8 protein-coding genes are annotated in these 13,791 nt (G+C 72.5%); all 8 read left to right on the forward strand.

From position 1 onward, the window contains the following. Positions 1 to 34 precede the first annotated feature (34 nt). Positions 35 to 4,390 carry an SDR family NAD(P)-dependent oxidoreductase gene (locus tag EAO76_RS41755; RefSeq protein ID WP_148841455.1) on the forward strand — a complete coding sequence of 1,452 codons (4,356 nt, stop codon included), beginning with the start codon at positions 35 to 37 and terminating at the stop codon, positions 4,388 to 4,390. Between the two features lie 79 nt (positions 4,391 to 4,469). Beyond that, entirely contained in the window at positions 4,470 to 6,023 is a 1,554-nt protein-coding gene (locus EAO76_RS41760; RefSeq protein ID WP_148841456.1) for an MFS transporter, read from the forward strand. A gap of 96 nt (positions 6,024 to 6,119) precedes the next feature. Continuing rightward, on the forward strand, positions 6,120 to 6,302 hold the full coding sequence (locus EAO76_RS41765; RefSeq protein ID WP_148841457.1) for a DUF5302 domain-containing protein: 183 nt from the start codon (positions 6,120 to 6,122) through the stop codon (positions 6,300 to 6,302). Between the two features lie 384 nt (positions 6,303 to 6,686). Further along, on the forward strand, positions 6,687 to 8,441 hold the full coding sequence (locus EAO76_RS41770) for an acyl-CoA dehydrogenase family protein (protein ID WP_148841458.1): 1,755 nt from the start codon (positions 6,687 to 6,689) through the stop codon (positions 8,439 to 8,441). Positions 8,442 to 8,503: 62 nt separating this feature from the next. Further along, on the forward strand, positions 8,504 to 9,382 hold the full coding sequence (locus tag EAO76_RS41775) for a 4'-phosphopantetheinyl transferase superfamily protein (protein ID WP_262376206.1): 879 nt from the start codon (positions 8,504 to 8,506) through the stop codon (positions 9,380 to 9,382). A 191-nt stretch (positions 9,383 to 9,573) separates the two neighbouring features. After that, positions 9,574 to 10,299, forward strand: a complete 726-nt coding sequence (locus EAO76_RS45615) for a response regulator transcription factor (protein ID WP_262376207.1) — start codon at positions 9,574 to 9,576, stop codon at positions 10,297 to 10,299. Positions 10,300 to 10,564: 265 nt separating this feature from the next. Next, entirely contained in the window at positions 10,565 to 12,718 is a 2,154-nt protein-coding gene (locus EAO76_RS41785) for a condensation domain-containing protein (RefSeq protein ID WP_148841459.1), read from the forward strand. A gap of 110 nt (positions 12,719 to 12,828) precedes the next feature. Beyond that, the coding region (metK, locus tag EAO76_RS41790; RefSeq protein WP_148841460.1) for a methionine adenosyltransferase at positions 12,829 to 13,791 on the forward strand (963 nt) is incomplete at its 3' end.

A 13,791-nucleotide genomic window follows, 5' to 3' on the forward strand; every position in this document is an offset into this window, starting at 1 on the left:
GAGGCGGACGCGGCGGCTGGAGGTGTCGCACGCGTTGAGGCGGACGCGGCGGCTGGAGGTGTCGCACGCGTTCCACTCGCCGCACATGGACTCGATGCTGGACGCGTACCGGGAGGTCGTGGAGGGCTGTGCGTTCGGTGCTCCCGGGGTCACGGTGGTGTCGACGGTGACGGGCGGGGTGGTGTCGGGGGAGGAGCTGGCCGATCCGGGGTACTGGGTGCGTCAGGTGCGGGACGGGGTGCGGTTCCTGGACGCGGTGCGGTGCCTGGAACGGTCCGGGGTGTCGCGGTATCTGGAGTGCGGCCCGGCGGGGGTGCTGTCCGCGATGGGCGCGGGATGCGTGCGGGGCGAGGCGGTGTTCACCGCTTCGCAGCGCACTGTCCGTGGCGCGGACGAGCCGGTCGACGAGGTCCGCTCCCTGCTGCGGGCGTTGGGTGAGCTCCATGTTTCCGGGCAGGAGATCGCCTGGGACGGGGTGCTGTCCGGCGGGACGCCGGTGGACCTGCCCACGTACGCCTTCCGACGCAAGCACTACTGGATCGAACCCGCCAGGAACGGCAACCGCGACGCCCGGAACTCGGGGCTCGTGGCCGCCGAACACCCGTGGCTCGCGGCCGTCATGACGCTCGCCGACGGCGAGGGACACCTGATGTCCGGCCGGCTGTCGCTGACCGATCAGCCGTGGCTGCGCGACCACGCCGTGTTCGGCTCCGTGATCGTCCCCGGCACCGGACTGCTCGAACTCGCCCTCACCGCCGCACGGGCCGTCGGCTCGGCGCGCGTGGACGGGCTCACGCTCGCGCAGCCGCTCGTCCTCGACGAGAACACCCCGCTCAGGATCCAGCTCAAGGTGGGTGCGCCCGACGACGACGGCCGGCGTGCGATCGGGATCCACAGCCAGCCCGAGACGACCGCGGAGCAGGGTGCCTGGACCCTGCACGCCACCGGTGAACTGGCCGACGACGAGCAGCAGGACATCCCGTCCGAGGGGATCGGCGAGCTGCGGGCCTGGCCGGTGGCCGGGGCCGAACCCGTACCCCTCGACGGCTTCTACGAGCGGCTCGGGGAACAGGGACTGGAATACGGCCCCGCCTTCCGCGGGCTCGGTGAACTCGCACGGCGCGGGAACGTGGCGTACGGGCGGGTGGTGCTGCCCGAGGAGGTCCGCGCGGACGCCGACGACTTCGGCCTGCACCCGGCGCTCCTGGACGCGGCCCTGCACGTACTGGCCGGGGTGGACACCGGGGAGCGGCCCGAGAACACCGTGCTGCTGCCGTTCATGTGGACGGACGTGGCGCTGCACGCGACGGGCGCCGCCGAACTGCGCGTACGGATCGAGGTGGACTCCGACCCGTCCGGCTCCGGCGGCCGTACGGTCACGGTGACCGTCGCCGACGCCATGGGCGAACCGGTGCTGCACGCGGCCGGTCTGGAGATCCAGCAGGCGGGCGCGGACCAGTTGCGGGTCGCCGGACCGTCGGTCGGGGACCACCTGCACCGTGTCGACTTCCAGCCGGTGAACCTGCCCGACACCCCTGCGGCCGGGGACCCGGACGGCACCGTCGTGCTCGGTGGCGGGGACGCCGTGGCGCAGGCCCTGGGTGTCATCCGGGTCGCCGACCCGGACGCGCTGCTCGCCCTCGGGGACCGTCCGCGCCGGATCGTCGTCGACGCCACGACCGGCATCGGTACCGGTGCCGACGCCGCCCCCGGTACCGGCGACATCGCCGGGCGGGCCCGGGCCGTCACCCTGGACGCGCTCGGTCTGCTCCAGCGGCTGACGGCCGAGGAGACGCTGGAGGGCGCCGAACTCGTCTGGGTGACGCGGAACGCGGTCGCGGCCCGGCCCGAGGACGCGGCGGGGGCCCTGGGCGACGCACCCCTGTGGGGTCTCGTCCGGTCCGTGCGCGGTGAGTACCCGGACCGGTCCCTGCGCCTGATCGACATCGACGTCGCCGACCCGGACCCGGGGCTCCTGACGGGCGCCCTGGCCGTGACGGGCGAACCGGAGCTGGCGCTGCGCGCCACGACCGTGTTCGCGCCCCGGCTGGTGCGCACGTCGAAGGAGGGCGGGACGCTCCTCCCGCCCGCCGGAGACGGCCCCTGGCACCTGGACATCCGGGAGAAGGGCAGCATCGAGAGCCTCGAACTCGTCCCCGTGGACCGGTCCGTCCCGCTCGGTGCCCACGAGGTCCGGGTGGCGGTGCGCGCCGCCGGAATGAACTTCCGTGACGTCCTCAACGCCCTCGGAATGGTGGCGACGCCCAAGCTGGGCCTGGAGTTCGCCGGTGTCGTACTGGAGACCGGCGCGGCCGTGACCCACCTGGAGCCCGGCGACCGGGCGATGGGGCTGGCGCTCGGCGCGTTCGGCACCGAGGTGCGCGGCGACGGGCACCTCATGGCGAAGCTGCCCGACACGCTGACGTTCGAGCAGGGCGCGACCATTCCGCTGGCCTTCCTCACCGCCCACTACGCGCTCACCGAACTGGGCGCCCTGCGGGCCGGTGAGAAGGTGCTGGTGCACGCGGCGGCCGGCGGCGTCGGCATGGCGGCCGTGCAGCTCGCACACCACCTCGGTGCGGAGGTGTACGGCACGGCCAGCCCCGGCAAGTGGCCGACCCTGCGGGCCCTCGGGCTCACCGACGACAGGATCGCCTCGTCGCGGGACACGGACTTCGAGGCACGCTGGCTGACCGGCACCGGCGGCACGGGCGTCGATGTCGTGCTCAACTCGCTGGCCGGGGAGTTCACGGACGCCTCGCTGCGGCTGCTGCCGGGCGGCGGCCGGTTCCTGGAGATGGGCAAGACGGACATCCGCGAGCCGCGGACGGTCGCCGAGGACCACCCGGGCGTCGTGTACAGCGCGTTCGACCTGATGTCGCTCGACCCGGAGCACCTGCACCGGATGCTGACGGAGATCTCCGCACTGCTCGGGAACGGCACCGTCGAACCGCTGCCGTACCTCGCCTACGACGTGCGGGAGGCCCCCGCGGCGTTCCGGTACATGGCACAGGGACGGCACACCGGCAAGATCGTGCTGACCGTGCCCCGCGCACTGGACCCGCACGGCACGGTGCTGATCAGCGGCGGCACCGGCGAACTGGGCCGGGAGGTCGCCCGTCACCTGGTCGAGGAGCACGGCGCACGGCACCTGGTGCTGACGTCGCGCCGGGGTTCGCAGGCGCCGGGCGCCGCCGGGCTGGCCGACGAGCTGACGGCGGCCGGCGCCGCGTCCGTACACATCGTGGCCTGCGACATGTCGAGCCGGGACGAGGTCGCCGCGGTCCTGGCGGAGGCCGGACGCGAGCACCCGCTCACCGGTGTGGTGCACCTCGCGGCCGTGATCGACGACGGGGTGCTGGCCAACCAGACACCGGAACGCTTCGAGCGGGTGCTGGCCCCCAAACTGACGGGCGCCTGGCACCTGCACGAGCTGACCCGGGACCTGGACCTGGACGCCTTCGTGCTGTTCTCGTCCGTGGCGGGCACGCTCGGCTCGCCCGGACAGGGCAACTACGGTGCGGCCAACGCCTTCCTCGACGCGCTCGCCGCCCACCGCCACAAGCGGGGGCTGGCCGGGACCGCGCTCGCCTGGGGGCTGTGGGCGCAGGGCGGCAACGGCATGACCGCCCGGCTCGGCGAGGCCGAACTGGCCCGGATGCGGCGCCAGGGCGCCCGGGCGATGACCGTGCGGGAGGGGCTGCGGCTCCTCGACGCGGCACTGGCACGGCCCGAACCGCACCTGGTGCCGCTGAAGCTCGACACCGACCGGCTCCAGCAGGCCGGGGAGGACCGACTGCCCGCCCTGCTGCGTGCGTTGGTGCGGCCCAGGCCCAAGCGGGCGTCCGGCCGGGACGCGGAGCAGGCCTCCGCCTTCCGCGACCGGCTGGCCGCACTGCCCGCCGAGGAGCGGATCGTCTCGCTGCGCAAGTTCGTGCAGCAGGAGGTCACCGCGGTGCTCGGCCTGTCCGGCACCGGAGACGTACCGCTGGACAAGGCGATGCGGGAGTTCGGCTGGGACTCCCTGATGGCCGTCGAGCTCAAGAACCGCATCGCCAAGTACACGCAGGTCGCCGTTCCGAGCACCCTGGCGTTCGACCATCCGACGCCGCGGGCCATCGCCGACTTCCTGCACGGGCGGCTCTCCTTCGACGAGCCCGTCGAGAGCTCCGAGCCGCCCCTGGACCCCGCCCGGGCCGCCCAGTGGGCCCTGGCCCGGGTGAGCCCCGAACAGCTGCGGCAGAGCGGGTTGCTCGACCGGCTGCTGGAACTCGCACGACCCGAGCAGACCCCGGACCGGAGCGACACCGCCGCGGTGCTGCAGACAGCCGAGGAACTGACCGCAGAAGAGATGGACAAGGCGCTCGACGCCGTACTGGGCGTCGTCTGAACCGGCCGCGCGGCAGCCGGCCGCGCGGTCCCGCGACGCGCTCCCCACACCCGAAACCGTTCCACACGGAGTTGATCAAGTGACACACACAGCGGAAACGACAGAGACGGCGAAACCGGCCGCGGGAACGACGGAGAACCCGGCGGCCCCCGACCCATCGCGTCGCAAGTGGATCGCTCTCGCCGTGGTGCTGCTCGCGGCCTTCCTCGACAACGTCGACTCGACGATCGTCACCGTCGCGCTGCCCAGCATCCAGGAGGACCTGGGCGCCGACTACGCCACCGCGCAGTGGACACTGGCGGGCTACGCCCTCGCCTTCGCCGTCTTCCTGATCACCGGTGGACGGCTGGGCGACATCTTCGGCCGCAAGAAGCTGTTCATCACCGGTGTGATCGGCTTCACGCTGGCGTCGGTGGTCTGCGGCGTGGCCGCCACACCGGGCGTGCTGGTGGGCGGCAGGCTGGCCCAGGGCGTCATGGCGGCACTGATGGTGCCCCAGGTGATGTCCGTCATCATGACCACGTTCGACCAGAAGGAATGGGTCGTCGCGTTCTCGATGATGGGTGCCGTGCTGGGACTCGGCGGTGTCAGCGGACCGCTGCTCGGCGGTGTGCTGACCGACCTGGACGTCATGGGCCTGGGCTGGCGCGCGGTGTTCCTCATCAACATCCCGTTCGGTGTGATCGCCGTGGCACTGGCCCTGTGGTGCCTGCCGGAGAGCAAGTCCGAACAGGCGCCGAAGCTGGACGTCCCCGGCGTCGCCCTGATCACCGTCGCCGCGCTCGGCCTGATGTTCCCGCTGGTGCAGGGACGTGAACAGGGCTGGCCCGTATGGATGTTCGTGATGATGGGGGCCGCGCTCCTGCTGCTGGTCCCGTTCGCCCTCTACCAGCGCCGGCGCCACGAGAAGGACGGTTCGGCGCTGATTCCTCCGACGCTCTTCAAGCACCGCTCGTTCACCGCCGGGGTGTTCGTCGTGATGCTCGCCTTCTCCGGCATCACCTCGTTCTTCCTGGTGCTGACCTACCAGATGCAGCTGGGCCTCGGCTGGTCCGCGATCCGTACGGCGCTGGTCACCGTCGCCTTCCCGATCGGCATCACGGCCACCTTCCAGATCGCCTGGCGCAAGGGCACCGCCAACGGGCGGGCGTTCGTCGCGCTCGGCACCTCGATCATGGCCGTCGGAACGCTCCTCATGATCCTGCTGACGCACACGCAGGGCCAGGACCTGACCTGGTACCAGGTTGCCGGGGCGGAACTCGTCGTGGGCCTCGGAATGGGCCTGTGCTCGCCCATTCTCACCAACGTCGTTCTCGGCGACGTACCGCAGCAGGACGCCGGTGCCGGATCGGGCGTCGTCAACGCGCTCATCCAGTTCGGCACGGCCACCGGCATCGCCGTCGTCGGTGTGATCTTCTTCAGCCTCTCCGGCTCCGGCGGCGGCAGCCGCGCCGAACGGTTCAGCGACGCCACCGCCGTGACGCTCTGGTACAACGTCGGCGTCTTCGCGCTGGTCGCACTGCTCAGCCCGCTCCTGCCGGGCCGCAAGGACGGGGCGGCGGAGAAGAGCGGTTCCGGCGCCGACGCGCCCGCCGGTGCGGCGGCCGACCGTCTCGTACCGGACCCGGCATAGGCCGAATTCAATTTCCTCTGACCGAAAGTAAATCTGGTCCGCTCTGATTTCCTGTGTCAGGCTGGCCGAGCTGTCAATTGCGTCCAGGAGGTTCGCATGACCGACAAGCCGCTCGTCGATTTCGAAGAGAACGACCCCCGGCAGAAATTCCGCGAAGCACTTGAGCGGAAGGCCAACGCGACGAAGTCCAAGCAGGCCCACGAGGAAGGACGGATGAAGGTCAAGAACATGAGCGGGCCTGCCGGGAAGAAGCGGTACTTCCGCCGCAAGACCGGGTGAGACCGAACGGCTGAAGAGGCTGCCGCCATCCCCCCGCGGGATGGCGGCAGCCTTTTTCCTTCCTCCACGCGAACCGGCTCCGCCACATCCCGCTCGAATTCCAGTGGGCTCCCGGTGGACTTCCGATGGAGCTTCGCTCGATTCCTGCTCAAACTCCACTTGAATTCCACTTGAATTCCATTCGGGTTGTTCTCGGGCCGGATTCGGGTCCGGCTCGGGAAACGAACGGAATCCGGTCCCGGATGGCTCGGCGGCCGTTCGGGGAACCGCGGACGACGCGTCGAGCTTCGCTCCAGCGCGGCGCGAGCCGTTGCCGTCAGGGTCGTGCGTACGGGCGCGATACCTGGCGCGCATCCTGCGACGACGGAGCTGACACCCGCTGCCATGACCATCACTGCCGAGACCATCGAGACCACGGATGCCGACCGCAGTCGGTGGGAGGCCGACGCGCGCACGCGCGCGACCCGGCTGGAGACGCTGCTCGGCGATCCCTACGACCCCGCCAACCCGCACGGGCTGCGCGCGCTGTTCGCCGCCGACGCCCGGCACACCCCGCCCGCCGACACGGAGGACCTGCTCGCCGGGACGGGGCTGGGCGCCGAGTTCGTACCCGTCGAGCACGGCGGCCGGCTCACCCGGGCCGACCTGCTCGCACGCGTCCTGCGCCCGGTCTTCCGCCGCGACGTCGCCCTCGGCTTCGGCTTCGGGATCACCTCGCTGTTCGCCTCCGGCGCCGTCTGGGCGGCCGGCACCCCCGAACAGCGGCGCCGCGTCGCCGACCTGCTGCTCGGCGGCGGCCGGGCCACGATCCTCCACCACGAACTGGCCCACTCCAACGCGATCCTGCGGCACGAGTTCACCGCCCGCACCACCCCCGGCGGATACCGGCTGGACGGCCGCAAGGACGTGATCATCAACGCCGCGCGGGCCGATGCCCAGGTCGTCTACGCCCGCACCGCCCCGGCCCGCGGACCGCACAGCCACTCCGTGCTGCTCCTGGACCGCGGCCGGCACGAGGGCACCGCCGTACGGCACCTGCCGCGCGTCCCCACCTCCGGCATGCGCGGGGCGCTCTTCTCCGGACTGGAGTTCGCCGGGCACACCGTCCCCGACGACGCCCGCGTCGGCGAAACCGGGGACGGCGTCCCCCTCGCCCTGCGCACCTTCCAGGTCAACCGCAGCCTCATCTGCGGCGTCGTCACCGCGGCCGCGGACACCGTCCTGCACTCCGCCGTACGGGCCGCGACCACCGGGCGCAGCACCATCGCGCGCCGCTGGCACAAACCGCTGACCGGGGTCTTCGCCGACCTGCTGGCCTGCGACAGCATGGCCACCGTCGTCCTGCGCGCACTGAGCCTGCTGCCCGACCGGGCGCATGTCTTCGCCGCGGCCGTCAAATACGTGGTGCCCGACCTGCTGCGCGAGAACCTGGAGGAGCTCTCCACCGTCCTGGGCGCACGCGGCTACGAGCACGACAACCCGGAGTACGGCGCACTCGACAAGCTCGTACGGGACCTGCCGGTCGCCGGGCTCGGCCATGCCGGAACCGCCTCCTGCCAGTCCGTCATCGTCCCGCAACTGCGCGGCCTGGCCGAACGCTCCTGGTTCGCGGAGGAGGAGCCACCGCCCGAACTCTTCCGCCGGAGCGCCGAGTTGCCCGCCCTGGACTACCGGGCGCTGGGCATCGCGGGCGGTGGCGACTTCATGGCCGCCTCCCTCGTCGGCTCCGCCGCCCGGCTCGCCGCGTCCCGCGGCCTCGGCGGCCAGATCGCCGCCCTCGCCGAGCTGGCGGAGGGCTTCGTCACCGAACTGCGGGCGCTGCGCGAGGAATGCCGTCGGCTCCCCGCGTACGGCACCACGGCACTGGCCGACCCCGCCGTCTGCGTGCTCAGCGACCGCTACAGCTTGATTGTCGCCGCCGCCGCGGTGCTCGGCGTGTGGGAGGGCCAGGACGGCCTGGACCCGTTCCTCGCCGACCCGGCCTGGGCGGTGCTCGCCCTGTCCCGCCTCGGCGAACGCCTCGGCATGCACGTGCCCGACCTGCCCGACGGCTGTCCGGCACAGGTACTGGACGAACTGGTCCGCCGATACCGGACGGGCCGCAGCTGCGACCTGGACGCCATCGCCCTGGCGCAGTGAACGGGCAGGCACCGACGGAGCAACGAGCAGGGAAGGAAAGACCGTTGACGCGGAGAGAGCCGATGACAGGGATACCGGGCGCGGGCGACGTGATGGACATCGAACAGCCGCTGCCCCCGGCGCCGACCGAGGAACGCATCACCGAGCCGATCCACGTCAGCGGCCCCGACGGGCCGTGGGACCTGGTGCGGGAGGGAATGGACCTGCGCGGCAACGCCGTGGTGCACACCACCTGGGGGGAGTGGCTCACCGGCGCCCTCGCCGATCCCTCGCTGCGCCCGCTGCTGGGCCGGGACTGGCAGCGCTACCGGCGCACCACCGACCCCACGATCCGTTTCCGCTTCGTCGCCTCCCGGCTGGCCACCAAGTTCACGGCCGCCGCCGCGCTGGGCACCGGACCCGCCGAACTCGACCTCGCGTACAAGATCGGCGGACGACCCTACCTGCGGGGTCTCGACCAGATCGACGTGAGCCTCACCCACACCGACGACCTGATCGCCGTCGGCATCAGCCGCAGCGGCCGGATCGGGGTCGACGCCGAACCCGCCGACCGGCACATGTCGTTCGAACTCCTCCAGAGCCACGTCTGCACCCCCACCGAGCGCGCGGCCCTCGCCGAACTGTCCGAGACGGAACGGACGGCGGAGCTGCTGCGGCTGTGGACCCTGAAGGAGGCGTACACCAAGGCACTCGGACAGGGACTGCGGCTCGGCTTCACCGAGTTCGGCTTCGGCGTCGGCGAGGGCGGGCTGCTGGCCCCCGACGGCAGACCGGCCGCGCGCGGCGAATGGGCGTTCACCACCCGTCGCGTGCTGGGCCGCTACCTGGTCAGCGTGGCCTGCCACGACTCCGGCCTGGACACCTCGCGCGACACGGCGGCCCGCACCATGCTCGACGAAGGGTTCATGGGGGCCGTCGCGGGACTCCTCGACCCCGACTGACACCGCGGGATCGGTTACCGAATTATCCGCTGAACCGGTAACCGTGCCGTCCTCGGACCCCTCCGTCCCGGGCGGGCCCACAGGGCCGTTCGCGGATCCGTCCAGGGCGGCTGGAGAAATCCGGTCCCGCCCCCGTACCCGGCTAGCGTGCCGGGGGACGGTTGCGGATACGGAGAACGAGGAGGCTGGTCGTGGGGGAAAGGGACCTCTCGGTGCTCGCGGCCCGCCGCGCCACCCTGCGCGTACTGCCCGGCGGTGCACCACCCGCCGCGCCGCACGCGGCCGGAGCGACCACGACGGTACGGGTGTACGTGCTGGGCGCCGACGCCCTGGCCCGCGGCGGCATCAGGGCACTGCTCGACGGCAGGCCCGCCATCCACGTCGTGGGCGACGGGGAGCCGGGGCCCGCCTGCCCCGACGACATCGCCGCCGCCGGACCGGACGTCGTCCTCGCGCACGGCATCCCGGGCCCCGGAACGCTTCCGCCGGACTGCCGACTGCTCACCATCGGCGGGCCGGAACCGGAAACCGACCCCGGCCCGGCGCACAGCCGGCTGCCCGGTACCGTCACCGCTGCCCAGCTCGCCTCCGCCGTCGTGCTGACCGCCGCCGGGTACACCGTCGCGGCACGGCCCGACGGACCGGCACCCACGGCCGCCCCCGGGACGGGACCCACCGCCCCGGTCATCTCCGACGTCGGCCCCGAACAGCTCACCGACCGCGAGCGGCAGGTGCTGGGCCTGCTCGCCCACGGACTGACCAACACGGAGATCGCCGGCTCGCTGACGCTCTCCGAACACACGGTCAAGACGCACGTGCAGAACCTGCTCGGCAAGTTGCGCCTGCGCAACCGGGTCCAGGCGGTGGTCTACGCGTTCGAGGCCGGACTGCGCCGACCACTCAGCCCGTCCCCCTGACCGGCCCGACCCGCACCACCGGAGTACCGCAGCACCACAGCACCGAATCCGCTCCACCGAAGACTTGAGTCCGCTCCACCGAACACCGTGCCGATGGCCGGAGACCCCGGCCCACCGCCGTGTCAGCGCCGTATCAGGTCCGTATGGGCGGGCCTCGCATACTCGTTCCGTGCTCGTAGAGAGGGGAGGGAGGGGGTGCGCGCCCCGACACATCATGACCGCCAACCATTTCTCACCGATGTCACAGGTCTCTCCGGATGGACCGATGACCGTTGTCGTCGACCCCGGGGAACCCCCCTATGACGCTCCGCCGTTCCTGGAACTCCGCGGTCCCCTGGACACCCGGAGCCTGGAGGCCGCACTGGACCGGCTCGCCGCCCGCCGGCCGGACGGCCCGGCCTGGCAGCACCGGCTCCGGCCCCACGGACCCGGCCTGCACACCCTGAGACTCACCATGGGCGCCCCCGGGGAGTTCCCGGCCGGACTGCTGGCCGACCTGCTCACGGACCCGCCCCTGACGGGTCGCCGCGTGCGCACGGCCGGGGCGAGCCCGCTCCAGCTCGAACTGCTCGCCGACGCCGACGCGCACCCGGGCACCGGGCGCCACGTCGAGCAGCTTGCCTGGGACTGGCACGGCCCGCTCGACCCGGAACGCTTCACCGCCGCCTGGCAGTCCCTCTTCGACCGGGAGAGCGTGCTGCGCTCCGCCTTCGACGACGGCCCCGAACCGCGGATCGTGGTGCACGACCGGGTCCGGGCCGAAGTGGTACGGCTGCCGCACAGCACCGAGGACTGGGCGTCGGTGGTCGAGTACGACCGGCGACGCGGCCTCGACCCGCGCCGCCCCGGACCGCTGCGCGTGACCGTGCTGGGCGGCGGCCCCGTCGTGTCGGTCACCGCCCCGCCCACCCGGGTGCTGCTCACCTACCACCACGCGCTGCTCGACGACTGGAGCGCACGCCTGCTGCTGCGGGAGTTCTACCGCGCCTACCTGGCCGACGGCGTCCTGCCCGGTGGCGAACGCCGCCCCGACATGGGCGACTACACGCAGTGGCTCGCCCGCCAGGACATCGGCCCCGCACGGGAGTTCTGGACGGAGGCCGCACCCCCGCCCGACGTTGCGCACTCCCCGCTCCCCGACACCTCCGGCACCCCTGCCTCCGCCTCCCACGGGACAAGCACCGGAACCGGGCGCACCCGACTGCGCCTGACCGCCGGCCAGACGGCACGGCTCGGTGCCTGGGCGGCCGGTTGGGGCAGCACCGAGAGCGGCGCGCTCCAGGCCGTGTGGGCGCTGCTGCTGTACCGGGCCACAGGCTCGGCCGACCCGCGGCCGGTCCGCTTCAGCGTGACCGTGTCCGGCCGCGGAATCCCGTTCGACTCGGTGGAACGGCTGCCGGGCTCGCTGCGCAACCCGCTGCCGATGTCCGTCGTCGTCGACCCGCGATCGAGCGTGCCCGCACTGCTCGCCCTGCTGCGCGACCGGGCGCTGGACATGGCGGCGTACGAATGGGTGTCGGCGRGCCGCATCCGTGGCTGGACCGGGACCCCGGACCGACCGGCCGGACCGGAGGGCAGCCTCGTCGCCTTCGACGGCCGGCCCCGGAACGCGGACGGCCCCGCCCCCGAACTCGCCGCCCGGGGAATCCGGGTGGACCCCCCGGAGACGCTCGGCGCCCGCACGGCCTTCCCCCTCACGCTCGCCGCCCACCACGACGAAGCGGGCGGGCTCGTCATGACCGTCACCTACGACCGCGCCCAACTCGCCGGTATCGGCGGCGTGCTGGCGCATGCCGCGTACCTGCTGGACGAACTCCCCCGGATCGCGGGAGAGTTCACCACCGTCGCCGAGGTGCTGGAGCTCCTGTCCGCAGCGGACGTGGACGCGAGCGCGGACATGGGCACCGAGGCGGAAACGGGCACCGAAGCGGAAACGGGCACGGGTGTGGAAGCGGGCACGGGTGTGGAAGCACGCCCGACCACGGACGACGGAGCCGAATCCGAAGCGGGAGACAGCACCGGGACCGGAACCGGGTCCGGTGGGGCGTCCGCGATCATCACCCTGCGGCCGTCCCGGAAACCCGGCGTCGGCACTGTCTGCCTCGTCCCGACACACAGCACCCCGCGCTTCCGCCACGACCTGCTCGCCCGCTCCTACCGGGGCCCCGAGGCCCTCGTGCTGCTGGACACCCCGCCGGACGACGCGCGGGCCGGGTACGACGCGCTGCGACCGCTGATCGACGCGGGCGGCCCCCTGGTGCTCGGCGGCTTCACCGGCTGCGGAGTCGCCGCGTACGGAATCACCCGGCTCATCGCGGAGAACGGCGGCCGACCGCCGCTGATCGTGCTCACCGGCACCGCGACCTCCGCCGCCGACCTCGCCCGACTGCTCGAATCCGCCGCCGAACGCGCCGGATGACGAATCCGCCGGACGACCGCCGGACGGCCACCGGGCCGTCCGGCCACGCCGACGACCGACCGTTCGACGGACCTCGAACCGTTCCACGGACCTCACACCTCTGGAGAGCCATGTCCCGCCGCCTGTTCACCTCGGAGTCCGTCACCGAGGGCCACCCCGACAAGATCGCCGACCAGATCAGCGACACCATCCTCGACGCACTGCTCCGCGAGGACCCGACCTCCCGGGTCGCCGTCGAGACCCTGATCACCACCGGCCAGGTGCACATCGCGGGCGAGGTCACGACCAAGGCCTACGCCGACATCCCGGCCCTCGTGCGCGACAAGGTCCTCGAAATCGGCTACGACTCCTCCAAGAAGGGCTTCGACGGCGCCTCCTGCGGCGTCTCGGTGTCCATCGGCGCGCAGTCGCCCGACATCGCGCAGGGCGTCGACACCGCCTACGAGAAGCGCGTCGAGGGCTCCGCCGCGGGTGGGGAGGGGGACGAGCTCGACAAGCAGGGCGCCGGCGACCAGGGCCTGATGTTCGGCTACGCCACGGACGAGACCCCGTCCCTGATGCCGCTGCCGATCGACCTGGCACACCGCCTCTCGCGCCGACTGACCGAGGTCCGCAAGGACGGGACCGTCCCGTACCTGCGCCCCGACGGCAAGACCCAGGTCACCATCGAGTACGTGGGCAGCCGCCCCGTCCGTCTCGACACCGTCGTCGTCTCCTCGCAGCACGCCTCCGACATCGACCTCGACACCCTGCTGACCCCGGACGTCCGCCATCACGTCGTGGAGCACGTGCTGGCCGAACTCGCCGCCGGCGGCATCAAGCTGGAGACCGAGGGCTACCGGCTGCTGGTCAACCCGACCGGGCGTTTCGAGATCGGCGGCCCGATGGGCGACGCCGGTCTGACCGGCCGGAAGATCATCATCGACACCTACGGCGGCATGGCCCGGCACGGCGGCGGCGCCTTCTCCGGCAAGGACCCGTCGAAGGTGGACCGCTCGGCCGCGTACGCGATGCGCTGGGTCGCCAAGAACGTCGTCGCGGCCGGCCTGGCCGCCCGTTGCGAGGTCCAGGTC

Origin of the sequence: Streptomyces sp. sk2.1 (assembly GCF_008120935.1) — a bacterium.
Classification (GTDB): Bacteria; Actinomycetota; Actinomycetes; order Streptomycetales; family Streptomycetaceae; genus Streptomyces.